18 protein-coding genes are annotated in these 23,479 nt (G+C 70.9%); 2 read left to right on the top strand and 16 right to left on the bottom strand.

The features are described 5' to 3' along the window. Positions 1–406: 406 nt before the first annotated feature. Positions 407–907, top strand: a complete 501-nt coding sequence (locus ACFQS2_RS09640; protein WP_377793532.1) for a glutathione peroxidase — start codon at positions 407–409, stop codon at positions 905–907. Positions 908–1,023: 116 nt separating this feature from the next. On the opposite strand, the gene ACFQS2_RS09635 is transcribed toward ACFQS2_RS09640, so the two are convergent. From ACFQS2_RS09635 to ACFQS2_RS09575, 13 genes are all read right to left on the bottom strand, one after another. Next, on the bottom strand, positions 1,024–3,030 hold the full coding sequence (locus ACFQS2_RS09635) for a serine hydrolase domain-containing protein (RefSeq protein ID WP_377793531.1): 2,007 nt from the start codon (positions 3,028–3,030) through the stop codon (positions 1,024–1,026). A gap of 189 nt (positions 3,031–3,219) precedes the next feature. Further along, positions 3,220–3,714 (bottom strand): hypothetical protein, encoded by a 495-nt coding sequence (locus ACFQS2_RS09630; protein WP_377793530.1) that lies wholly within the window; start codon positions 3,712–3,714, stop codon positions 3,220–3,222. Positions 3,715–3,856: 142 nt separating this feature from the next. After that, positions 3,857–6,007 (bottom strand): prolyl oligopeptidase family serine peptidase, encoded by a 2,151-nt coding sequence (locus ACFQS2_RS09625; protein WP_377793529.1) that lies wholly within the window; start codon positions 6,005–6,007, stop codon positions 3,857–3,859. Positions 6,008–6,070: 63 nt separating this feature from the next. After that, positions 6,071–6,496, bottom strand: coding sequence for a cation:proton antiporter (locus ACFQS2_RS09620; protein WP_377020153.1), 426 nt, complete (start codon positions 6,494–6,496; stop codon positions 6,071–6,073). Beyond that, on the bottom strand, positions 6,493–6,753 hold the full coding sequence (locus tag ACFQS2_RS09615; protein WP_377020152.1) for a monovalent cation/H+ antiporter complex subunit F: 261 nt from the start codon (positions 6,751–6,753) through the stop codon (positions 6,493–6,495). Before ACFQS2_RS09615 ends, ACFQS2_RS09620 begins: the two co-directional genes overlap by 4 nt. Next, a complete protein-coding gene (locus ACFQS2_RS09610; RefSeq protein ID WP_377793528.1) occupies positions 6,750–7,325 on the bottom strand; it encodes a Na+/H+ antiporter subunit E in 576 nt (191 codons plus the stop codon). The genes ACFQS2_RS09615 and ACFQS2_RS09610 overlap by 4 nt, the downstream gene beginning before the upstream one ends. After that, positions 7,322–8,863, bottom strand: a complete 1,542-nt coding sequence (locus ACFQS2_RS09605; RefSeq protein WP_377793527.1) for a proton-conducting transporter membrane subunit — start codon at positions 8,861–8,863, stop codon at positions 7,322–7,324. Before ACFQS2_RS09605 ends, ACFQS2_RS09610 begins: the two co-directional genes overlap by 4 nt. Beyond that, positions 8,860–9,192 carry a sodium:proton antiporter gene (locus ACFQS2_RS09600; protein ID WP_377020149.1) on the bottom strand — a complete coding sequence of 111 codons (333 nt, stop codon included), beginning with the start codon at positions 9,190–9,192 and terminating at the stop codon, positions 8,860–8,862. Before ACFQS2_RS09600 ends, ACFQS2_RS09605 begins: the two co-directional genes overlap by 4 nt. Next, positions 9,189–12,230, bottom strand: coding sequence for a DUF4040 family protein (locus ACFQS2_RS09595; RefSeq protein ID WP_377793526.1), 3,042 nt, complete (start codon positions 12,228–12,230; stop codon positions 9,189–9,191). Before ACFQS2_RS09595 ends, ACFQS2_RS09600 begins: the two co-directional genes overlap by 4 nt. A 407-nt stretch (positions 12,231–12,637) precedes the next feature. Then, positions 12,638–15,241, bottom strand: a complete 2,604-nt coding sequence (locus tag ACFQS2_RS09590; protein WP_377020147.1) for an alkaline phosphatase PhoX — start codon at positions 15,239–15,241, stop codon at positions 12,638–12,640. 247 nt (positions 15,242–15,488) lie between these two features. Continuing rightward, positions 15,489–15,902: a universal stress protein gene (locus tag ACFQS2_RS09585; protein ID WP_377020146.1), complete on the bottom strand. Its 414-nt coding sequence runs from the start codon at positions 15,900–15,902 to the stop codon at positions 15,489–15,491. A gap of 72 nt (positions 15,903–15,974) precedes the next feature. After that, entirely contained in the window at positions 15,975–17,435 is a 1,461-nt protein-coding gene (locus ACFQS2_RS09580) for an APC family permease (protein ID WP_377793525.1), read from the bottom strand. A 288-nt stretch (positions 17,436–17,723) separates the two neighbouring features. Beyond that, on the bottom strand, positions 17,724–19,442 hold the full coding sequence (locus tag ACFQS2_RS09575; RefSeq protein ID WP_377793524.1) for an LssY C-terminal domain-containing protein: 1,719 nt from the start codon (positions 19,440–19,442) through the stop codon (positions 17,724–17,726). Positions 19,443–19,519: 77 nt separating this feature from the next. Here ACFQS2_RS09575 and ACFQS2_RS09570 point away from each other — a divergent pair, with 77 nt between their 5' ends. After that, positions 19,520–20,356 carry an aldo/keto reductase gene (locus tag ACFQS2_RS09570; protein ID WP_377793523.1) on the top strand — a complete coding sequence of 279 codons (837 nt, stop codon included), beginning with the start codon at positions 19,520–19,522 and terminating at the stop codon, positions 20,354–20,356. A 203-nt stretch (positions 20,357–20,559) separates the two neighbouring features. On the opposite strand, the gene ACFQS2_RS09565 is transcribed toward ACFQS2_RS09570, so the two are convergent. From ACFQS2_RS09565 to ACFQS2_RS09555, 3 genes are read right to left on the bottom strand one after another with little or no spacing between them, the layout of a single operon-like run. Continuing rightward, positions 20,560–21,324, bottom strand: a complete 765-nt coding sequence (locus tag ACFQS2_RS09565) for an ABC transporter ATP-binding protein (RefSeq protein ID WP_377793522.1) — start codon at positions 21,322–21,324, stop codon at positions 20,560–20,562. Then, positions 21,321–22,493 (bottom strand): iron chelate uptake ABC transporter family permease subunit, encoded by a 1,173-nt coding sequence (locus ACFQS2_RS09560; RefSeq protein ID WP_377793521.1) that lies wholly within the window; start codon positions 22,491–22,493, stop codon positions 21,321–21,323. Before ACFQS2_RS09560 ends, ACFQS2_RS09565 begins: the two co-directional genes overlap by 4 nt. Then, positions 22,486–23,457, bottom strand: coding sequence for an ABC transporter permease (locus ACFQS2_RS09555; protein ID WP_377793520.1), 972 nt, complete (start codon positions 23,455–23,457; stop codon positions 22,486–22,488). The genes ACFQS2_RS09560 and ACFQS2_RS09555 overlap by 8 nt, the downstream gene beginning before the upstream one ends. Positions 23,458–23,479 lie beyond the last annotated feature (22 nt).

Genomic DNA, 23,479 nt, shown 5'->3' with positions numbered 1-23,479 from the left:
CGTATCGAAACCTCGTTCCCCGGAATGTGGACAAATTTTTGCGACGATCCCTCCACACTTTCTGCGTGCCACATAGTCGCCCACCCCCAGCACTGTCACCGCTGGTGACCGAGGGGGAGCACACATCGGCGCCATCGCCTCACGCCGGCCGGCCGGACATCGCCCCCTCTCTGCACGCTCCGATCAGCCGCAATTAGACACTCATAACGAATTGCGCCAGCCAGCACCGAATAATGTGGACGAATGAGCATTGTGGAGGAACCATTCACGAGCAGCGACCGACACCCGGGCGCGCCGCGACAGAACTGGCGCCGTCACACCTCCGGCGCCGGCCCGGACGTGAGGCCGCACCACCCGGCCCGGCCAGCCCTGTGAGGCCCACATCTCAGAGGTCCACAATGGACTCATGACGACTCTTGCCGACTTCACCGCGAGCACGATCACCGGGCAGGACAAGAACCTCGCCGACTACGTCGGGTCGGCCGCGCTGGTGGTCAACACCGCCAGCAAGTGCGGCTTCACCCCGCAGTACGCAGGGCTCCAGGATCTGTACGCCCGCTTCCATGAGCGCGGCCTGGTGGTGCTCGGCTTCCCCTGCGACCAGTTCATGCACCAGGAGCCGGGCACCGAGTCCGAGATCGCCGAGTTCTGCTCCGTCAACTTCGGCGTCGAGTTCCCGATGTTCGCGAAGGTCGACGTCAACGGCGAGGACGCGCACCCGCTGTACACGTGGCTGACCAGCTCGCACGCCGGTCCGCACGGCGATATCCCCGCCGGCGAGATCGGCTGGAACTTCACCAAGTTCCTCATCGGCCGCGACGGTGCCGTCATCGCCCGCTACGGACCGAAGGTGGAGCCGGCCGACATCGCCGACGACATCGAGCGGACGTTGGCCGCCGACGCCTGAGACCCGCCCGCTGCAGCCAGGCCCCGCCCCCTGCGGTCAGGCCCCGCCCGCTGCGGTCCGGCAGAGATGCCGATACCGTCAGCCCGGAGATGCCGAGCGACCCGCCGCCGGGCAGCTCACTCCCCCAGCACCCACCCGTCGGCCACGATCACCTCACGGTCCGCAGCACGATCGGTGTCCAGCAGCTCGTGGTGCCCGTCCACTACCCGGATCCGGCCCACCCACGCACCGAGCCCGCGGGTGGCGCCGTCGGTCGTCACGGTCAGCCGGATCTGCACCTCGTCGCCGAGCACTTCTCCCGCCGAGTCGACCAGGGGGAACGTACCGGTCCACTGCTGACGTCGGCCCCAGCCGGTGATCTGACCGTCGGGCACCTCGACCGGTTCCTGATGGCGGGCCTCGAGCGTCCCGGCCAGCGGGTACCAGCTCGAGCCCTGGTCCTGCGAGGCCTCGACCGACAGCACGTCGTACGCGGTCTCGAGATGAGCGAACAGATCCAGCACCAGCTCCGGGCTGCGGGCCCCGCCGCTGCCCAGATCGAGGCCGGCCGTGAGGGTCGCCGTGGAATCGTCCTCGGCGCCAGCGCTCCAGCCCTCCCGCAGCTTCGTCGGCACAATGCCCAGGGCACCCGCCACGCACGTGGAGACCTCCCGCCGGGTGGCGGAGGTGGAGGACCACTCGCGTGTGGGGTGGACGGAGTTGACGAGCATGATGACGATGGTGTCGGTCAGCGGGTCGATCACCAGCGAGGTGCCGGTGAAGCCGGTGTGCGCCCCGCTATACGGGCTGGTCAGGCCTGCGTGGTAGTACCAGGCCTCCAGCTCGGGGCCGAGGCCGCGGCGGGCACCGCCGACCCCGGTGACCGCGGCGATGCGGTCGGTGAACATCTCCTGCACGGTCTGGGCGGAGAGGATCTCGGCCTTCCCGTAGCGCCCGCCGCCGAGGAACATCTGCCCGAAGACGGCCAGGTCGCGGGCGGTGGAGAAGACCCCGGCGTGCCCGGCGACGCCGCCGAGCGAGTAGGCGTTCTCGTCGTGGACGTGACCGTGGACGAGCTCCCCGTAGTAGTCGATGTACTCGGTGGCGGCGATCCGCGGGCGCAGCTCCGCGGGCGGGTTGTACATGGTCTCGTGCATGCCGAGGGGCTCGGTGATGTGCTCGCGCACGTACTCGTCCAAGCTCTGCCCGGCGAGCTTCTCGACGATCAGCCCCAGCGTGATCAGGCCGAGGTCGCTGTAGACGTACTCGGTGCCGGGCGGGGCCTGCGGTGCGACCGTCAGCACGGCGTCCAGCCGCGAGGGCACGTCGGGGTAGGAGGAGTAGAGGTTGATGAAGGGCGGCAGGCCGCCGACGTGGGTGAGCAGGTGCTGGACGGTGACGTCGGCCTTGCCGTTCGCGGCGAAGGCCGGCAGATGCGAGGCGACGGGGTCCTCCAGCGACAGCTCGCCCTGCTCGATCAGCTGCATCACCGAGGTGGCGGTGAACAGTTTCGAGATGGAGGCGAGGTCGTAGATCGTGTCGCTGCGCGCCTCGATCCACTGATCCTCGGGCAGCTGCTCGGTCGCATTCTTCCAGCGCAGCGCGTACCCGTCGGCGTGCTCATAGGCGATGCCCGCCTGGGAGGCGACCAGCAGCGAGGCGCCGGAGAAGCGGGGCGGATCGTGGTCCAGGCCGGCGCGGATGATCGCGGGCAGCTCCTCGAGCGAGTCGGCGTCGAGGCCGACGGAGCCGGGCTCGGCCTCTCGCAGCGTCCTGCCCGATCGCTGGCGGTCCCAGGGATGGCGGTGGGGTTTCCCGCGGCTCCAGTCCGGTGCGGCCAGGGCCGAGCGAGAGGAGGGCTCGTCCTTGTGCGGAGCGGGATCGCCCTTCGCCCAGCCGGCGATCGGCACTCCGACGGCGGTGGCGGTGGCCGCCAGCGCGGTGCCGGCCAGGCCCGCGCGGCGGGTGAGTCCGGCGCGGCGGAGGCGGCCGCCGCTGGAGCTGGGACCGCTGCCGCGGACGGCACCCGCGCGACCGGCATCGCCGCCGGTGGCGGACGTGTCGCCGCCACCGGGCTCTCCCCCGCGGCCGACTGCTCCGGCCTCGGGGTTCTCGTCGCTGCTCGGCGTCGTCCGGGAATACATGGGAGCTCCTTCGCATCGCGTCGCGGCAGGAAAGGGGCTCGTGCGCCGGCGACGACGAGACCTGCCTGGCGCCGCTGCCGGTGGGTCCGTCGGCCGCCGCACGCCGTCGACCACGGTAGCCGGACGCCCGGCGATGTGCCACTCGTCACGATGGGCCGAGCGGGGTGGCGGTCGATGAGTGGCGCAGGGTCAGGCTCGTGGCCGTGCGCCGCGTTCTCGCCGGAGCCGTTGGACGCTGCGCACCATGATCGCGCCGCCGGCCAGCAGCAGCGCGATGCGGACGAGCCCGCCCAGGACCTCGAGAACCGTGAAGACGATCTCGACCGTGGAAAGGCCCGGGGGGTCTCCGTAGGTCTCGAACGACAGGCCGAACATCCCGAAGAGCCCCATGGCCGCCGCCACGAGGATGAAGATCCCGCCCCGGCGCAGGTTCGCGACACCCCTGACGACCACCAGGATGGCCAGGATCAGCAAGGCCAAGGACAGGCCGGCCTCGAGAGCCCACAGCCCCGTCAGTGTCAGCACCCAGGCCACCTCGCGGGCCATCGAGCCAGCCGCCCACGCCATGAGAGGCCTCTCGCTGAGACCGAAGACCAGCCCGGCGGCGATAGCGACCACGAGAGCCGCCGCGACCACGACGGCGGCGGTGGCCGGTCGCAGCGGCTGCGCGACGGGGCGCGGCACCGCTCCCGGGCCCGCCCCTGCGCCCGGTCCTCCCCCGGGACCCGGCCCTGCGCCTGGTCCTCCCCCGGGACCCGGCCCTGCGCCTGATCCCGTGCCACCCGGTCCCTGCCCGGATTCTGGCCCCATGCTCATCCCGCCGCCCTCAGTCGCGCTGCAGCTCGAGCACCGGCACGCACGCCGGGCTGAATCCCAGCACCTGCCCGTAGAACGACAGGCTCGCCTCGGTGGCGCGGATGATCGACTCCGCCTTGCGGAACCCGTGCTGCTCCCCCTCGAACAGGAGGTAGGCGTGCGGGATCCCCTTGGCCGCGAGCGCGTCACGGAACAGTTCGGACTGGCTGGGCGGCACGATCCGGTCCTCGTCGCCCTGGAGCAGCAGCACCGGCACCTCGAGCTCGTCGACGTGGTTGAGCGGGGCGCGCTCGACGTACAGGTCGCGGCGCTCGGGATAGGGGCCGACGAGGCCGTCGATGTAGCGCGACTCGAAGTCGTGGGTGTCCAGGCGGAACTTCTCGAGCTCGGCGACGCCGAAGCTGGACACGCCCGCGGCGAAGGTGTCGGTGCGGGTCAGGCAGGCGAGCGTGGTCCAGCCGCCGGCGCTGCCGCCCTCGATCGCCAGTCGCTTCCCGTCGGCGATTCCCTGGGAAACCAGATGTTCCATGACGGCGACGGTGTCGGCGACGTCGACCACGCCCCACTGCCCGCGCAGACGGTTGCGGTAAGCGCGGCCGTAGCCGGTCGAGCCGCCGTAGTTGACCTCCACCACGCCCAGGCCCCGGGAGGTGTAGTACGCGACCGGGAGCGAGAGGACCGGCGGGACGTGCCCGGTCGGACCACCGTGGACGCGAGCGATGAACGGCGGCAGATCTCCCTCGCGGCCGGCCATGCCGTCCTGCCGGGGCCGGTACACGATGGCGTGGACGACACCGCCCTCGGCGAGGGGAACCTCGATGCTCTCGCCGACGGGCAGGGCGCCGGGGTCCGGGGCGTCGTTGCGCGAGGAGCGCAGCAGAGTCAGCGAGGACAGGACGGCCGACGGACCATCGCCCGCCGACGTTGGGGCCGTCGACGGGTCCGTCGCGGCGGCGGGCCGGTCACCATGGCCGGCCGCGAGCTCGAGTCGCGCGGTGTGGATCGCGGCGAACTGCGTCGGCGATGCCCCGGCCAGCACCATCAGCCCGTCGGCGCGCACGAGGGCCGCGCTGATCTGCGTCAGCGGGCACTCCAGCGGCGTCAGCTCGGCCGTGCTGAGCCTCAGCACCCCGAGGTTCGCGGCGGCGCGACCGTACTGGACGAGGGCCCGGTCGGCGTCGAGCACCTGGTACCAGGTGCTGCCGAGGGTCCACATCGGCCCGGCGAACTCCTGGTCGAGCTCGAGGACCTGCCGGGCGCCGGCTTCGGCCGACCAGGTCCAGGGGTTCCACCAGCCGGAGGCGTCGGAGACGAACATCAGCCGCTGGTCGTCGAGCCATTCCGGCTGCAGGACGGAGGTCTCGGGACCGCCCGCGATCACGTCACCGGGGCCCGCACTGCCTCCGGCCAGCGGTGCCACGTGCAGCTGGGTGCCGTCCCACGGCATCTGCGGGTGCTCCCAGCTCAGCCAGGCGACCCGGGTCCCGTCCGGGCTGATGCGCGGATGGGCGACGAACCGTGAGGCCGGGGTGACGCGCCGGACGGCGGACGGGTCCTCGGCGGCCGAGCCGTCCAGGGGCACGGCCGCGACGTAGCGCTCGATGTGGGGTGCGCCGTCGGCATCGGCGCGCGGGCCCTGGTCACCGCCGGTGTGGTCCTCGCAGATCCACCAGATCTCGACGGTGCCGTCGGCCAGGGTGACCGGCGTGGGGTCGGCCCAGCGCAGCGAGGGCCCGTGGGCGGAATCGACCTCGGGGCCGAGGGGCGAGAGCGGGCGCGGCTGCTCGCCCTCCCGGACGGCGTGGACGCGCTGGTCCTCGAAGTTCACGAACACCACCAGCGGGGGCTCGGAGCCTGTCCCGGCGGCGCCGGGGACGACGGTCCAGCTCGCTCCGCCGTACTCGTGCACGCGTGAGCGCGCGTTGAACGGCGCGGGCAGGACGGTGACCGCAGCAGCTGCCGCATCGCCGTCACGGCCGGCGACGTCGACCGCTCCTGCCGAGCGCACGATCGCCTGGCGCCCGCCCTCGGTGGCGATGCCTTCGGTCCACCACACGGCGTCGCCGACCAGGCGCGGGGCGCCGAGCCTGGTCCCGCCGGTTGCGAGCTGCTCGGCGGTGATGGGCGAGGGCCAGGAGCCGTAGGGCAGTGTCGTCACCATGGCCCCACAGTAGAGGGCCCCGCCGGGCCCCGACGGCGGCTGTGGACAGACGTCACCCGGGTGTTACCGGCCGTCGGGCCCCATCTCCTCACCCGGGCGCACCTCGGTGTGCGGGGTCTGCTCGCCCTCACCGGGGGCGCGAGCGAGATCCTGCGGCGCGGTGCGCGGGTCGACCGGGGAGCCGGAGAGATAGGCGGCCCGCGCCAGCACGTTCGAGGCGATCGAGGAGACGATGATCAGGGCGATGACCGTGATGATCGACTTGACCAGCATCGCGACCTCGAAGCCGCTGATCTGGGTGTGGCGCAGGAACGCGGCGACCACGATCATCGGCAGCCCGAGGCCGGTGGCCGGGGAGAGCACGTTGATGCGGCTGAGGGCGTCGCGGGCGTGGAACATCGACAGGGCGGCCGTGAGCATCCAGAACGCGCCGCCGAGCAGGAGCACGGCGGTCACGACGGTCACGACGAGATCGAGTGCGGCGCTCATCGCTGCCCCCTGGTGAGGATGCGGGCGAGGGCGACGGTCGAGAGGATGCCGAGCACAGCGGCGATCAGCGCCGCGTCCACCGCCGCGGCGGATTCCTTGATCAGGCCGACGATGATGATCACGCCGACGCCGGAGAAGAACACCAGGTCACCGACCACGGCACGGCTGGCGGGGTCCGGGGCGGTGGCCATGCGGAACAGTCCGACCAGGATCGTCGCACCCAGCATCGCGGTGGTCAGCCACAGGACGATGGTCATCGCTCCTCCTCCGGATCGGTCGCCGAGGGGCCGGCCGCCGACGGGCCGGTCGCCGACGGGCCGGCCGCCGAGGGGTCGGACCCCTCCGAGCCGGTCGCGAGCGGGGCCTGCCCCTGCTCCCGGTCACCGCTGCGGCCCCCGCTGTCGTGGATGCGCCGTGCTTCCCGGCCATCGGCGTAGCGCTCGTCGGCCAGTCCGCCGCGGCGGGGATGCAGGGCGGCATCCGCCCCGCCCCGCCCGCGGGTGGCGCGCAGCAGCCGCTCCTCCATCTCGGCGAGGTCGGAGAGCACCTGCTCGCGGGAGGTGGCGAACAGGGCGTGGACGAACAGGCTGGGCCGCTCCTCGGCCGTGCCGTGCGCCGTGCCCACCACGAGGGTGCCGGGGGTGATCGTGATCGAGGAGGCCATCGCGACGATCTCGATGTCGGTGGTTGCCCGCAGACGGTACTCGACGATCGCCGGGGAGCTGTGCACTCCGGGGGTGTAGACGCCCTTGGCGACCTCGACCGAGCCCTTGAGGATCTCGACGAGGATCCACAGCGCGTAGGACAGCGTGTACCACAGCCGCATCATCCGCCCCTCACCGCCTCCACGTAGGCGCCGACGTCCAGCAGGTCCGTGGCGGCGAGGTCCACCGTCGGCAGCAGGAGGCCGATGCCGACGAACATCGCCAGCGACAGCGCCATCATCGACGCACCGGGCAGGGCGAGGCGCCAGGGCACGCGCACCTCGTCCGGCAGCGGGGTCTCTGCCCCACGGCCGGTGCGGGGGTCATCGGGTCGGTAGGTGGTCATGTCCTCGCCCCAGGCGATACCGCGCCACACGCGCTGCAGGCCCAGCAGGGAGCCGACGGACGCGACGACCACCGCGAGGACGGCTGCCCAGCCCAGCACCGCCTCACCGGTGGAGGCCTGCTCCGCCGAGGCGCTGAGCAGACCCACCTTGCCCCACAGTCCGGAGGTGGGCGGCAGGCCGACGAGGCTGAACAGGCCCAGGGCGATGATCCCGACGACCCACGGGTCGCGCCGCGCCAGCCCGGAGAGGTGGTCGAGACGGCCGGAGCCGTAGGTGTGCTCGACCGCGCCGGTGGTCAGCAGCAGCGCCGACATCGTCACCACGTGGTGGATGAGGTAGAAGATGCCGGCGGTCAGGGACAGCTGGGTCAGCAGCACCAGGCCCAGCAGGATGTGGCCGACGCCGGCGACCATCTGGTGACCCATCGCGGTGCGGACGCGGGAGGCGCCGGCGGTGGCGAACGCGCCGACCAGGATGGTCGCGATCACGAGGACGGCGAGCACGGCCAGGAACGGCAGCCCGTCGGAGAAGGTCACCGTGATGATGCGGTAGATCGCGTACAGCGCCACCTTGGTGTGCAGGGCGGAGAACAGGCCCATGATCCCCGCCGAGGTCGCCGGGTAGGCCCGCGGCAGCCAGGAGTGGACCGGGACCATGCCGCCCTTGACCGCCAGGGCCAGCAGCACCACGGCCAGCGCCGCGGCGGTGACGGGATCCTCGCTGCCGGCGCCGGCCAGGGCCGCGAGGTTCACCGTGCCCGCGGCGCCGTACACGAAGGCCACGCCGATCACGAGTACCGTCGAGGTGAGCAGATTGACCAGCACGAACAGGCGGCCGATGCCGAGTCGCCGCCAGGTCCCGGTCAGCGCGATGAGGGCGTAGGAGGGCATCAGCATGACCTCGACCCACACGAACAGGTTGAACAGGTCCCCGGTGAGCAGGGCGCCGTTGACGCCTGCCGTCAGCAGCAGCACCAGCGGCGGCACGAACCGGTAGTGGGACTCCCCCGTCAGCAGCAGGAACACGCTCGCCGCCAGGGTCGCGACCGCGGTGACCAGCAGCATCAGCGCGCTGAACGAGTCGGAGACGAAGGGGATCGCCAGCACGTCCGAGAAGCCGCCGACGGCGTGGGCGACGACGGGCTCGCTGCGGTGGTACGCCAGCAGCCAGATCGCGCCGACCCCGGAGATCACCGGCACGGCGATCAGCAGCACGCTCTCGACGAGATGGCGGCGGACGAGGACCAGCGCGGCGGCTCCCAGCAGGGGGATCACCACGAACAGGGGCAGCAGCGACGGGGCGACGGCGGGGATCATGAGTCCTCACTCTCGCCGGTCTTCGGGTGATGGGACATGTCGTCGTCGTGGCCGATGACCGCCAGGGTGAGCATGAAGATGGTGACGGCCATGGTGATCACGATGGCCGTGAGCACGAAGGCCTGCGGGAGCGGATCGGCCATCTCGGGACGGGCCGAGATATCGGTCAGCGGCTCGGCGCGCCATCCGGGGACGCCGCTGGCCAGCAGGATGAAGTTCGCGGCGTGGCTGAGCAGGGTCATGCCGAACACGGCGCGCACCATGGAGCGCTGCAACAGCAGGTACACCCCGCCGCCGACGAGGACGGCCACGGTCAGGCTGAGGATCATCGGCGACCGGGCTCCTTCGGTTCGGTGCCGGCGGTGAGATGGGAGGTGCCCATCCCCACGCGGCGCCGGCGGGGGGCGGGTTCGCCGCGGGTGGTCTCCAGCGGGCCGGACAGCTCGCCCTCGACCGCCTCGTCGGTGCGTTCGCGGGTGCCCTCGACGGGCGGCACGTCGCCCCGCGAGGCACTGACCCCGAGCAGGTTCACCGCGATCATCACCAGCCCCAGCACCGCCAGGTACACCCCGAGGTCGAAGATCATCGAGGTAGAGACGTGGACACCCAGCAGGTACCCGTGCAGCGGTTCGAGGAACCCGGTCTTCGCGTAGCCGAGGAAGCCGGCCCCGAGCGCGACGCCGATCCCGCCGCCGATCAGCACCACCGGCAGCTTCGGCGGCCCGATCGGGCGGTCCATGGAGGTCGAGAGGTACAGCAGCGCCACGATCGCCGAACCGACCAGGGCAGCGATGAAGCCGCCGCCGGGAGCGTTGTGCCCACGCAGGAAAAGCATCACCGAGATGATCGCCAGGATCGGTCCGGTCACCCGCACCATCAGCTGCAGCGCGGCGGCGTTGCCCCAGGCGGAGTCGATCGCACGATGGGCCGAGGTGCCCTCGGGCCGCAGCTGCGGTTCGTCGCCCGGCTGATGGTCCGTGGGCTCGTCGGGGTCGATGAACCGGTCGCGGATGCTGGAGAGCACGGCGACGATCGCGATGCCCGCCATGCCGAGCACGGACAGCTCGCCGAGGGTGTCCAGGGCACGGAACTCCACGAGGATCACGTTGACGATGTTGTGGCCGCCGGTGATCTCCTCGGCGTGGTCGATGTAGTACTGGGCGACGTCGCTGCGGCCCCGTCGGCCCACGAACAGGAACATGCCGGCCCCGGCGGCCAGGCCGACCAGCACCGCGATGGTGATCGAGCCGCGGCGGCGGGGCCAATGCGGGAACACGAAGCCCTTGGGCAGACGCTGGAGGACCAGCATGATCACGATGATCGTCAGCGACTCGACCAGCAGCTGGGTCAGGGCGACGTCCGGCGCGCCCAGGGAGAGGATCTGCACGGTCGCCAGGATCCCGATCGCGGCGAGAGCGACCGCGGCGCCCAGGCGGTCGTGACGCGTGCACATCACCACGACCGCGGCCGTGATCAGCACCAGCAGGACGAGGTCGATGGGCTGGTTGGTGCCGGGGGCCAGCGGGACGAGGTCGCCGGCCAGCACCGCCAGCGAGCCCAGCACGACCGCTGCGAAGGCCACCACGATCGCGCCCAGGTGCCGCATCGGGTCGTCCGAGGCGATCGGGCGGACCAGGACGGCCGCGATGCGCTCGGCCAGGCGGTCGACGGCGGTCAGCACGCGGGCGCCGTCGACCGGGAACGGGCGCGCCTCCAGGGCGGGCAGCAGCGGGCGGCGGACCAGGGCGATCACGGTGCCCAGCACGATGACGCCGGCGGTGAGGCCCAGCTCCGGGGTGATGCCGTGCCAGAGGGCGAGGTGAGCGTGGTGCTCGCCGCCCAGAGCGGCCTCCATCGCCCGGGAGACCGGGGTGTCCAGCACGCCGACCCACAGGGCCAGGGGCAGCCCGGCGAGGATGGGCAGCGCGGCCGGCCAGAGGAACAGCGCCTCGGGACGGTGGGCGTCGGCCGCCCGCACCGTCGCCCCGGTGGGATCGGTGCTGCCGGCTTCCTGGGCCGGCGTCACGCCGTCCGTGCGGGCGAGTGCGTCCTCGTCCCGGCCGTCGACGAAGATGCCGAGCACGATCTTGGCGCAGTAGGCGAAGGTGAGCACGCTCGCCCCGGCGATGCCGAGCGCGACCGTCCATCCCACCCAGGCCGGGCCATGGGCTTCGAGGGCGCCGGTCAGCAGCGATTCCTTGGAGGCGAAGCCGAGCATCGGGGGCAGGCCCGCCATCGACATGCAGCCCAGCAGCGTGATGACGAACGAGCCCGGCATGGCGCGCAGCAGCGCCGGCATCCGGCGCAGCTCGCGGGTGTGCACGGCGTGGTCGACCACTCCGACCATCATGAACAGCCCGGACTTGAACAGGGCATGGGCGATCGTGTGCACCACCGCCGCGAGGATCGCCGCCTCGGTGCCGACGCCGATGACGGTGACGATCAGGCCCAGCTGACTGACCGTGGAGTAGGCCATCAGCTTCTTCAGGTCCGGCTGCTGAAGGGCGAGGAATCCGCCGACGAAGGCGGTGATCAGGCCCGCCACGATCAGCAGCACGTTCCACGCCAGCACGTCGTGGAAGGCAGGGCTGAAGCGCAGCAGCAGGAAGATGCCGGCCTTGACCACGGCGGCCGCGTGCAGGTACGCCGAGACCGGGGTGGCCGCGGCCATCGCGTCGGGCAGCCACACGTGGAAGGGGAACTGGGCGGACTTGGTGCAGGCGGCGACGGCGACCAGCACCGCCACCAGGGTCGCGAAGCCGGGGTCGGTGGACCAGACGTCGGAGGCGAGGACCTCGTGCAGCGAGGTGGTGCCCAGCCGCACCACCATCAGCGACACGGCCGTCAGCAGGCTCAGGCCGCCGAGGAAGGTGATCAGCAGCGTGCGCATCGAGGCGGCCTGGCCGGCGCTGCCCGAGCGGGCGATCAGCAGGAAGGAGGCGATCGAGGTGAGCTCCCAGGTGATGAACAGCAGCACCAGGTCGTCGGCGAGCACGAGGCCCACCATCGACAGGGTGAACAGCACCATCACCAGGGAGAAGCTGAGGTGGCGCCCGGGCTCGAAGTATCGCGCCGAGTAGGCGAGCACGATCGCGCCGATGACCAGGGCGATCATGGCGAAGACGATGCCGACGCCGTCCGCGCGCAGGGCGAGATCGATGTCCCACTGCGGAGCCCACGGCATCGTGAACACAGCAGCGGGATCGTCCCCGGCGCCGGCGAGGACCGCCGAGGCGGCCGGGATCAGGGTCGCGGTGGCCACGAGGTACAGCCCGGCGAGCACCCAGCAGGCGGCGCGGCCGAGCACCCGGTCCAGCAGCGGCGTGAGCGCGGCCGTGGCGAGCAGGATCAGGAGCGTCCAGAGCACCGACACCGTCAGCACCCCGGCCGGGAGCGGTCGGACGTGGCGGGGCGGGGCATGGCCGTGATCCTACCGATCCGCAGGCGGCGGCCAAAGTTCCGGACGCCTACCGGGCACTCCGACGGGCCCGCGCGCGCACGCGAGATAAATAAGTCTCGTTCGCACGCCTCACGCCCCGTTTCCGTGGCCGGAATCACGCGCTCGAGGGGTGCTCCGGGCTGAGGCCGAGGCATCGGCCGGCCCCGCGGAGCCGACCCCGCAGTGGCGGAGCCGATCCCGGCGCGGCGGTCATGCGCACCTCGGACGGCCACGACCAACGGCCCCGCAGCCGTGTGGCTGCGGGGCCGTGTGGCTGCGGGGCCGTCGCGTCGTCGGGACCGGAGGGTCGGCCACCCGATGCAGGAGACCGGCGATCAGCCGCCCATGAACGTGATGTTCTGCTCCGTGCGGGCGCGGTGCAGGAACGCCGCGGTGGCGTCACGGTTCATCGGGTTCAGCGGACGGTAGGTGCCATCGCTCCAGCCCTTGGAGATGCCCTGGTCCTCGAGCCAGGCGATCTCCTTGGCGTACATGATGTGCGTGGGCACGTCCTCGAAGGGACGCTCGGTGGGCTCGTCGAAGGCGGGCGAGCCGGCGTAGCGGTACATGAACGCCGCCATCGCATCGCGCGCGATGGGCTGGGTGGGCCGGAAGGTGCGGTCGCTCCAGCCGGTCGTGATGCCCTGCTGGTACGCCCAGATGATCGCGTCGTAGTGCTCCTGACCGCGCTCGACGTCGCGGAACGGCTCGCTGCGCGGGGGCGTGACCTCCGGCGAACCGGCCAGGCGGTGCAGGAACGCGGCCATCGCGTCACGGTTGACGGGCTGGACGGGACGGAAGGTGCCGTCCTTGTAGCCCTTGGCGATGCCGTTCTCGTACGCCCAGATGACCGACTCGTAGTGCTCGTCCTCGGGGCCCATGTCGGAGAAGGGGTGCTCCTCGGCGATCGGCAGCACCTGGATCACGGCGGGCTTGGGGCCGACGCCGTCGAAGTCGGGGAAGTAGGAGCGCTGGTCGCCCCACTCGCCGTCCTCACCGGGGTGCTGGACCGAGACGAAGGCGGTCTGGTCCTGGTCGCGGATGATCGGGCCGCAGGTCTCGGCGTCGATCGGGACCGAGAGGAACTGCTCGACGCGGCCGCGGCTGTCGCCGTCCAGGGTCACGCGGAACAGGCCGTCGTTGTAGCCGATGCCGGAGGGGGCGCCGTCGGTGGAGATCCAGAGGTTGCCCACCGAGTCGAAGGCGAGGTTGTCGGGGCAGGAGATCGGGGAGACCTTGTCCTGCGGGAAGCCGGAGAAGTACGTCTGATCGCCCTGCTCGGGGTCACCGCACACCATCAGCAGGTTCCAGGAGAACGTCGTCGAGGATTGGTCGCCCTGCTCGTCGATCTCCACGATGTGGCCGTCGCGGTTCTCCGTGCGAGGGTTCATCTCGTCGGCCGGCGCGTTGCCGTCGACGCCGCGGCCGGAGTTGTTGGTACAGGCGACGTACACGCGGCGGGAGGCCAGGGAGGGCTCGACGTCCTCGCAGCGGTCCATCTTGGTCGGGCCCACGGTGTCGGCCGCGAGGCGGGTGTTGACCAGGACCTCCTCGACGGTGAAGCCCTCGACCTGGGACTTGCCCTTGAGCACGAGCGGCAGCCACTCGCCGGTGCCGTCGAAGGCGCCGTCGGAGGGAACCTCGCCGGAGCCGTCGATCTCGTCGGCGGAGTTGCCGGTAAACTTGGCGACGAAGAGGTCGCCCTCCTCCAGCAGCTTCATGTTGTGGTCGCGGTCGCCCTCGACGTACTTCTTCTTGGAGACGAACTTGTAGAGGTAGTCGAAGACCTCGTCGTCGCCCATGTACGCGACGACGCGGTCGTCCTCGCCGATGATCACGTTGGCGCCCTCGTGCTTGAAGCGGCCCATCGCGGTGTGCTTGCGAGGGGTGGACTCGGGGTCGAACGGGTCGACCTCGACGATCCAGCCGAAGCGGTTGGGCTCGTTCTCGTAGCCCTCGTTGCGGGCGTCGAAGCGGTCGTACTTCTGCTCCCACAGGCGGGAGGTCTCGCGGTCAGCCAGGCCGTAGCGCTGCTCGGCCTCGGAGGTGCCGGGAGCGCGGAAGTAGCCGTGGAAGTTCTCCTCGCCGGAGAGCAGCGTGCCCCAGGGGGTCAGGCCGCCGGCGCAGTTGCCGAGCGTGCCCAGGACGGTCCTGCCCTTGGGGTCATCAGCGGTCGTGACCAGGTCGCTGCCGGCGGCGGGGCCGGTCAGGGCGAACTCGTCGTCGAGATGGATGCGGCGGTTCAGCTCCGCGCCCTGGACATAGCTGTAGGGCGAGATGGCGTTCTCGCGCTCGAGCTCGACGACGGTGAGCCCGTGGGCGGCCATGCCGATCTCGATGATGTCGTCCTGGTCCGTGTCGGCCGGGAACATGATGTTCTCGTTCGTGTACTCGTGGTTCACGAACATCACGGCGCGCTTGCCGTCGGTGTCCGGGATCTCCTGGATCTCGGTGTAGTCGTTGTTGTAGCCGAACTGGACCCGCTGCGCCTCGGCGCTCTGGGCGTTCCAGTCGAACTCGGGGGCGTCGTCGAACAGCGGGTCGCCCCAGCGGATCACGGGGTGCCACTCGAAGCCCTCGGGCACGGTGAACTCGTCGGTCTCGAAGTTCACCGGAGCGATCGCGTCGAAGTCGAGCGAGGTGCCGTTGGGGGCGAGGGCGGGCGCGGGGCCGACGGTCGGGGCCGCCGGGGAGGAGCCGGCCGGGGCCGCGACGGCGCCCTGGGTGCCGGCCAGGGCGATCGCGATGGCGCCGCCGGTGCCGCCGAGCATGGTGCGGCGGGAGAGCGCGGCGGAGGCGATGTCGCGGAAGGTGGAGTTGTCGCTGTGGTTGCAGGGGCCGTAGGCGCACTGGTTACCGCACTTCAGCGCACACGTCACCGCCGAGCGCTTGCCGCGCACGGAGTCCTTCATCATCAGGGGCAGGTCGATCAGGGCCATCGGAAGATCCTTTGCTGTTGATCGTGCTCTCGGCCGCGATAACGGGCGGAGTCGACCTGACAATGCGCCAGCAAAGTGATCCCGTTCTCGCCCTGAGGCGACACCGGGGTGAACTCTGGGAGGAATTCGTATGACGCGTGCGCGGCGTTCCGGGCTCGGCTCAGGGTCCGTGCCGGTCAGGGCCGCGGTGGGCGGAGGGGTCAGGGCCCGGTGGGCTGAAGGGTCATGGCCTGGGTGGGCTGAGGGGTCAGGGCCTCGGTGGGCTGACGAAGGTGTCGGGCTTGACCAGCACCACCGGCACGGGCGATTCGATCGCGACCCGCTGCGAGGTCGAGCCCAGCAGGATCTTCCCGATCGGGGTGCGGCGCCGGATGCCGATCACGACGAGGTCGACGGCGTCGTTCTCGATGGCGTCGAGGATGTCGTCGGCCGGGTCGTCGCGCTTGGGGACGGTGCGCAGCTCGTGCTCGAGACCGGTCTCGGCCAGGCGCTCCGCGAGCGGCCGGGGGTCACTGACACCGCGTGCCTTGCGCGGGTCCGGCGCGCGCTCGGAGGCGAGCACCAGGAGGGAGGCGTCGCGCCGCCTCGCCTCCTCGACGGCGAAGGCGAGCGCGGCCTCACTGGTCGCACTGGGGACATAGGCCAGCAGGACGGTGGTCATGGCATCTCCCTGGGGGAACGATCGAAGAGGGCGGCGACTCGGGCGAGGTCCGGGTTCCGCCGGGAACTGAGCTCAGCCGAGGTCATCGGGGTGGCGGATGCGGGTGCGCCGGGATCGGACGGCGCTGTTGTAGATCCAGGTGATCGCGAACAGCACCAGGCCGATCGCGAGGAGACCGCCGGCGATGATGTAGTTCTGCGCGGGCTGCGCCAGCGGCGTGATCAGGGCGAAGGCGGTGATCGCGCCGATCACCGGAAGCACCGTCGGGGTCCGGAAGTGGCCCTCGCGGCCCGGTTCCCGGCGCAGGACCAGCACCGCCACGTTGACCAGGCCGAACACGGCCAGCAGCAGCAGCGCGGTGGTGCCGCCGAGAGCGGAGATGGTGCCTTCGGCGAGGACGTAGCGCACGGTGAGCACCAGCGCGAAGGCCAAGCCGGTGGAGAAGAGGATCCCGGCCCACGGGGTGCGTCGGCTGCGCAGCACCCCTCGCAGGAACCCGGGCAGCACTTCCTGCTTGGCCATGCCGTACAGCAGGCGGGAGGCCATCATCATGTTGATCAGCACCGTGTTGGCCACCGCGAAGATCGAGATGAACGCGAAGATCGTATCGATCGGGATGCCCGGGGCGCCGACCTCGACGACGGTCAGCAGCGGTGTGGTCGCCTCCGTGAGCTGACCGATCGGGACCACGGCCACGGCGAGCACGGAGATCAGCACGTAGATCACGCCGGTGATGGACAGGCCCCCGATCAGTGCGCGCGGGAAGTTCTTGACCGGGTTGACCGTCTCCTCGGCCATGTTCACCGAGTCCTCGAAGCCGACCATCGAGAAGAACGCCAGGGCGGTGGCGCCGATGACGGCCATGAACAGGCTCTTGTCGTTCGCGGTCTCGAACAGGATCACGCGGGAGAAGTCCGCCTTGCCCTCGGCGATCGCGAAGAAGCCGACGAGGATGACGAGGGTGAGGCCGGAGAGCTCGATGAGGGTCAGGGCGACGTTCGCCTTCACCGACTCCGAGACGCCGTAGAGATTGATCAGGGCGACCAGGGCGATGAACGCCAGCGCGATCGCCGTCGCGGTCCCGGTCGCGGCGCCCCCGAGGGTCTCGTCGAGCCCGAAGGCCTTGAGCACGTTGTCGGCGAGGAAGATCGAGCTGGTCGAGGCCGAGGTGATGCCGGAGGAGAGCACCGCGAAGGTGACCATGAAGGTCAGGAAATGGATGCCGAACGCCTTGTGGACGTACAGCGCGGCACCGGCGGCCTGCGGGTACTTGGTGACCATCTCGACGTAGGACAGCGCCGAGACCATGGCCACGGCGAAGGCGATGATGATCGGCAGCCAGCCCGCGCCGCCCACTTCCCCGGCGACCTTGCCGGTCAGGGCGTAGACGCCGGTTCCCAGGATGTCGCCGACGATGAACAGCAGCAGGAGCTTGGGGGTGATGGCCTGCTTCAGCTCGGGCTGGTCGGAGGCGCCGCCGGCCGGTGCCGGGTCGCCCGGCGCTGCCGGGGCAGGCTCGTGGGGCTCGCTCATCAGGATCCTCCCGGGGAACGGGGATTCGGGCGGGCCGCTCAAGGTGGCGCCGGGCTCGCGATGAGCGTCGGCGCGCAGGGACACCGTGAACGGCTGACAGCGAACTCTACTCCGTGGTGTCCGTGCTCACACCGAGGCCGACGGGAAACAGAACGACGTGTTGCGCCGCGCCCGGTCCGGCCGCGAACTCGCGTCTCCACCGGCCTCAGCAGACCGGCTCTGCCAGCTCTGCCAGCCCTGCCGGCTCTGCCAGCCCTGTCAGCGCTGCGCCGAACGCTCTCGCGACCATCAGCGCCGCTGCGTCGGCCGCTCCGCCGGTTGCGCCAGGTCCCCCTCCGGCAGCCCGTCGTCCGTCCCGCCGGGGGCGTGGCCGTCCACCTCGCCGGCCTGGCCCCGGTCCTCGGACCTGCTCTCGCCAACGTCCACGTCCTCGCCAGCGGCCTGGTCCGCGCCCCGGTCCTCGTCTGCGTCCTCGTCCTCGTCCTCGTGGGAGGAGACGCGCAGCGTCTGCACCCACTGGCGAGAGGCGTCGGAGCTGATCGCGAGCACGCCGAGGGCGGAGGCACCGGCGCCGACCAGCAGCGAGTGGGTCACGTCGCCGCCGGAGGAGGTGGCCAACGCCAGGCGCACGACCGCGTCGGCCGTGAACACAGCCATCAGGGCGATCCGGGCCCAGCGGCTGCGGCGCAGCACCCCGATCAGCAGCAGCACCAGCATCAGCGCGAACCCGGAGGCCACGCCCAACCCGGTCTGGCCGGGGAACAGCAGCGTCGCGTCATCGAACAGAGGCAGCGGGCTCGTCCCCAGCAGCTGGGTGAGCCATTGCGCGACCACGAGCCCCGCCTGCAGCAGCACGAGGGCGCCGGTGAACGCGACCGTCGGCGGCGGCAGGTGGTGGTCGGCCGCCCGGGCCACGGCCTCGTGGAAGTCGTCGACGGTCCCGTGCCACTGCGCAGAGATCTCGTTGCCCAGATCGGTGCGGCCGGTGACACCGCTGGTGAGGCGGGCCGCGGCCAGCGCGGACTGGGTCGCGGCGCGGGCGCGGGCCTTCATCACGGTGGTCCCCGTCGGCCGGTGCCGGGGCAGCATCATCGCGGTCGCCCCGTCGGACCGGGAGGCGGCGCCGGCCACATCGATCACCGGCAGGTGGCCGTCGGTGCGGAACCGGTCGCCCTGGCCATTGCGGTGGTGGTATGCGGTCGAGAACTCGTGGATCATCTCGACGGGGATCTCCCGGTCGGCGTAGCGCACGGTGTCGATCAGGTAGTCGCGCTCGACGTCGATGTTCTCGTCGATGCGGTGGGTGACCTGGAGGGTGAAGAAGGAGAAGCCGACGGCGCGGTCGTAGGTGCCGGCGGCGAGCCAGTCCGCCCGGTACCCGCCGGGCAGCACGAAGTCCGGCGGCATCCGCCAGAACCGCACGTGGTGACGTTTGGTGGTGGTCCCGCCGACCTCCTGCTGGTAGGTGAAGTCGTGGCGTCGGCCCATCAGGTACAGGTCGGAGACGGGTGCCGAGGGGTACGAGCTGCGCAGCAGCGTGGAGCGGACCATCGACCAGGCCGAGGAGACGGTGCGCTCCTCGGCGAGCACCCAGCCCGCGCGGCGCATCGCCACGTGCAGATCGCGCTCGGGGCCGTCGAAGGCGAGGTTGATCGGGTCCGAGAGCACGCCCTCGGTGGTGCGCGTGCGGCCGAAGAAGTAGTCCGGCAGATAGATCCAGGTCATCAGCTGATGCAGGCGCGGCAGCGTGATGTAGGTCAGCAGGATCCAGAATCCAGCCAGGTACAGCAGCCGGATGGGCGTCAGCGAGAAGCCCTCGATCAGGTACAGCAGCGCCAGCCACACCGAGACCACCACGCCGGTGGCGATGAACAGGGTGTCCAGCAGTCCGTACACGTCCAGCCGCCGCCCCTCGGGGGTGTGCCCGCGGGCATGGTCGTAGGCGGGCGGCCCGTCGGGGACGGGCCGCTCCAGCGGTGCAAGACGTGAGCTGCGTGCCGGTGTCACCGGGTCCGCCCCGGGCTCGTCGAGCTCATGACTCCATCGTAGGCTGGCGGCGACGCCGATCCCTCCAGGAGGAGACCATGTCCACCAGTCCTTCGCTGACCTTTCATGACGGCCACTCGATCCCGCAGCTCGGCTACGGCGTGTACAAGGTCGACAACGAGGTCGCGGCCGACCTGACCGGGCAGGCCATCGACGCCGGCTACCGTCACATCGACACCGCCAAGCTGTACGGCAACGAGGAGGGCGTGGGCCGCGCGGTGCGCGCCGCCGACGTGCCCCGCGAGGACCTCTTCGTCACCACCAAGCTGTGGAACGACGAGCACGCCTACGATGACGCGATCGCCGCGTGCGAGGCGTCCCTGGAGCGGCTGGGCCTGGACTACATGGACCTCTACCTCATCCACTGGGCGGTCCCGTCCCAGGGCCAGTACGTCGAGGCGTGGGAGGCGCTGGTCGAGTTGCAGAAGCGGGGCCTGACCCGCTCGATCGGTGTCTCGAACTTCCCGCTCGCCGAGCTCGAGGAGATCATCGCCGCCACCGGCGTCACCCCGGTGATCCACCAGATCGAGCTGCATCCCTACTTCCAGCAGCGCGAGCTGCGCGAGGCCCACGCCCAGCACAGCATCCTCACCCAGTCCTGGGGGCCGCTCGGCCAGGGCAAGTCCGACCTCCTCGAGAACCCCGTCATCACCGGCATCGCCGCTGCCCACGGCGCCACCCCGGCCCAGGTGGTCCTCGCCTGGCATCTCGCCCACGACATCGTGGCGATCCCGAAGTCGGCCACGCCCTCGCGGATCGTGGAGAACCTGGAGTCGGTCCAGCTGCAGCTGAGCCCCGACGACATCGCCGCGATCGACGAGCTGGACCGCCCCGACGGCCGCGCCGGGTTCGACCCCGCCCAGAAGCGCGACTGACGCCGAGGCGGGCGCGCGCCGGCCCGACCTCGCTGCGACCCGTCGCGGCCCGGCGCGGCCCGGCGCGACTCCTCCGCAGGATCCGTGACCGCGTTGGTATGGCGCTCCAATTCCCACGAGGTCGCGGATCCCGCGCTGCCGGCGCAGGGTCGGGCGTCGTCGGCCCCGAGCGCAGAAGCGTCGGCGCAGCCTTCCGCCTGCTCTCAGTAGTACACGGCGAGCGGGCCGCTGGGCCCTTCGATGACCTGGACCGGGGTGTCGAACACCCGGGTGAGCACCTCGCCGTCTATGATCTGCTCGACCGGGCCGGCCTCGACCACACCGCCGTCCTTCATCGCGATGATGTGGTCGCCGTAGTGGGCGGCGAAGTTGATGTCGTGCAGCACCACGACGACGGTGCGGCCCAGCTCGCGGGCGGCATCCCGCAGCCGGCCCATCATCTGCACGCTGTGGCGCATGTCGAGGTTGTTCAGCGGTTCGTCCAGCAGCACGTACTCGGTGTCCTGGGCGAGGACCATGGCGACGTAGGCACGCTGTCGCTGGCCGCCGGAGAGCTGGTCGAGGTAGCGGTCCTCGAGCTCGTCGAGGTTCAGGAAGTCGATGGCCTCGCTGATCTTCTGCTCATCCAGCCTGGTCAGTCGCCCCTTGGAGTAGGGGAAGCGGCCGAAGCCCACCAACTGGCGCACGGTGAGCCGGGTGATGAAGTGGTTCTCCTGGCGCAGCACGGAGAGGATCTTCGCGAGGTCCTTCGAGGCGGTGGAGCCGACGTCGTACCCGGCCACCTCGATCGCGCCCTCGTCGATCCCCAGTAGCCGGCCGGCCATGGTCAGCAGCGTGGACTTGCCCGCGCCGTTCGGGCCCACCAGCGCCGTGACCCCGCCGGCGGGGATCTCGAGGCTGACCGGGCCGATCTCGATGGTCCGCGAGCCCGAGGTGTATCGCTTCCGCACCGCGTCGATGGTGATCACAGGCGCCCCTTCCGCAGGATGACGGCGAGGAAGACGGACCCGCCGACGAGTTCGATGATGATGGAGACCACTCCCTGCGCGTAGAACACGTGGTTCATCAGGAAGTACGCCCCGGAGAGCACGACGAATCCGGCCAGCACGCCGACCGGCAGCAGCCGGCGATGGTCGTGGGTGCCGGTCAGCTGGTACGTCAGCGTCGCGACCAGGAAGCCGAAGAAGGTCATGGGGCCGATCAAGGCGGTGGAGACCGCCATCAGCACCGAGACCAGCACCAGGGTGTAGATGGTCTGGCGGCCGTGGTCCACGCCGACGTTCAGGCACACGTCCCGGCCCAGGGCGATGACGTTGAGGCGGCGGGCGTTCAGCCACACCAGCACCCCGGCGACCAGGCACAGCGGGATCGCGTAGGGCAGGTATTCGACGCTCGCGTTGGTGACCGAGCCGAACAGGCGGGCGCTGAGCACGTCGAACTCGCTGGGGCTCAGCAGGCGCTGCATGAAGGTCGAGACCGACCCCAGCCCTCCCCCGATGATGATGCCGATCAGCAGCATCACCTGCATGTTCGCGTACTTCCCGCGCAGCAGCCAGCCGTACAGCAGCACGGAGAGGCCCACCATCAGCGCCACCTGCGCGAGGAACTGCGCGGTGCCCTGGAGCGCCACCACTCCGGCTACGCCGAGCAGATAGACGGCGGCGGTCTGGATGACGGTGTACAGCGACTCGAAGCCCATGATCGAGGGCGTGATGATGCGGTTGTTCGTCACCGTCTGGAAGGCGATGGTGGCTGTGGCCTGGCAGAACGCGGCGATCGCCATCACCACCAGGGAGGTCGCGCGCAGCTCGGCGATCAGCCAGAAGCCCCGGGTGCCGACGGGCATCGGGTTGTCGATGGCCAGCAGTCCGAGCCCGAACGCGGCCGCGAGGACCACGAGCGCGCCGACCACGCTCCAGTAGCGCCTGCTGGACCTGGCGTCCGGAAAGGGACCGGAGCTGCTGCGGCGCCGGGGCAGCGGGCGCGGGGCCGCCGCGTCGAGGACGGCGTCGGCCGGGGCGGTGGACACGGCCCGCCCGGTGTCCGCGCCGGTCGCCGCCCCAGCGGCGGGTGCCGGGCCCGTGACGGGTGCCGGTCCCGCGGCGGGTGCCGAGCCGGTCAGCGTGCGCTCACCCATGCCGGCGCTGCCTCAGCAGGAGGGCGATGAACACGATGGCGCCGACGATCCCCAGGATCAGGGAGACCGGCACCTCGAAGGGCATGATGATCGTGCGCCCGATGAGGTCGCAGACGGTGACCACGGCGATGCCCAGCAGCGCCACCCACGGCAGGTTGCTGCGCAGGTCGTCGCCCCGGATCATCGAGACCACGTTGGGCACGATGAGACCGAGGAAGGGCAGGTTCCCCACCACCACGGTGACCACGCCGGTGGCGATGGCGACCAGGCCGGTGCCCATCAGCAGCACCCGCTGGTAGTTCACGCCGACGTTGGTGGCGATGTCCTCGCCCAACCCGGCGACGGTGAGCCGGTCGGCGACCAGGAACACCGCCACCCCGGCCAGCGCCACGATCCACAGCACCTCGTACTGGCCCCGCAGCACGGAGGTGAAGGAGCCGGCGAACCACACCCCGAGGTTCTGCAGGGCGTCGAACTGGAGGGCGACGAAGGTCGAGACGGAGCCGACGACGGCACCGAGCATGATGCCGATGATCGGCACGATCAGGGAGCTGCGCAGGGTCACCTTCCGCAGGAAGGCGAAGAACACCATGGTGCCGACGAAGGCGAAGGCGATCGCGACCGTCATCCGGGTCAGGAGGCCGGCCTGCGGCGCGAGCACCATCACCAGGATCAGCCCCAGGCCGGCCCATTCCGTGGTGCCGGTGGTCGAGGGTTCGACGAACCGGTTCTGGGTCATCAGCTGCATGATCAGCCCGGACATGGCCATCGCAGCGCCGGCGAGAACCAGCGCGATGGTGCGCGGGATCCGGGTGATCGCGAACATCGCGCCGCCGTCCTCGGCTCCCACCACGTCGTAGACACCGGTCAGCAGCGACGCGACCAGCAGCAGGGCCACCACCGCGAGGGCGACGACGAGCTTCGCATCCAGCAGCGGTTCGCGGCCGCGAGCTCGCTCGGGCACCCCGTCGGGCGCCAACGCGACC

The sequence above is a fragment of the Brachybacterium sp. GCM10030267 genome, assembly GCF_042666875.1.
In the GTDB taxonomy this organism is placed as follows: Bacteria; Actinomycetota; Actinomycetes; order Actinomycetales; family Dermabacteraceae; genus Brachybacterium.
The sequence above is the reverse complement of the archived record's forward strand: the minus strand, read 5'-3'. Positions and strand labels throughout refer to the sequence as shown.

Bases quoted from the DNA above. Each gene is read 5' to 3' on its own strand.
- ACFQS2_RS09610 (WP_377793528.1), bottom strand. From the start codon at position 7,325: ATGATGCGGCTGTGGTACACGCTGTCCTACGCGCTGTGGATCCTCGTC.
- ACFQS2_RS09640 (WP_377793532.1), top strand. From the start codon at position 407: ATGACGACTCTTGCCGACTTCACCGCGAGCACGATCACCGGGCAGGAC.
- ACFQS2_RS09625 (WP_377793529.1), bottom strand. From the start codon at position 6,007: ATGGTGACGACACTGCCCTACGGCTCCTGGCCCTCGCCCATCACCGCC.
- ACFQS2_RS09605 (WP_377793527.1), bottom strand. From the start codon at position 8,863: ATGATCCCCGCCGTCGCCCCGTCGCTGCTGCCCCTGTTCGTGGTGATC.
- ACFQS2_RS09620 (WP_377020153.1), bottom strand. From the start codon at position 6,496: ATGAGCGCCGCACTCGATCTCGTCGTGACCGTCGTGACCGCCGTGCTC.
- ACFQS2_RS09590 (WP_377020147.1), bottom strand. From the start codon at position 15,241: ATGGCCCTGATCGACCTGCCCCTGATGATGAAGGACTCCGTGCGCGGC.
- ACFQS2_RS09570 (WP_377793523.1), top strand. From the start codon at position 19,520: ATGTCCACCAGTCCTTCGCTGACCTTTCATGACGGCCACTCGATCCCG.
- ACFQS2_RS09585 (WP_377020146.1), bottom strand. From the start codon at position 15,902: ATGACCACCGTCCTGCTGGCCTATGTCCCCAGTGCGACCAGTGAGGCC.
- ACFQS2_RS09635 (WP_377793531.1), bottom strand. From the start codon at position 3,030: ATGTATTCCCGGACGACGCCGAGCAGCGACGAGAACCCCGAGGCCGGA.
- ACFQS2_RS09560 (WP_377793521.1), bottom strand. From the start codon at position 22,493: ATGGGTGAGCGCACGCTGACCGGCTCGGCACCCGCCGCGGGACCGGCA.
- ACFQS2_RS09600 (WP_377020149.1), bottom strand. From the start codon at position 9,192: ATGATCCTCAGCCTGACCGTGGCCGTCCTCGTCGGCGGCGGGGTGTAC.
- ACFQS2_RS09580 (WP_377793525.1), bottom strand. From the start codon at position 17,435: ATGAGCGAGCCCCACGAGCCTGCCCCGGCAGCGCCGGGCGACCCGGCA.
- ACFQS2_RS09615 (WP_377020152.1), bottom strand. From the start codon at position 6,753: ATGACCATCGTCCTGTGGCTGACCACCGCGATGCTGGGTGCGACGATC.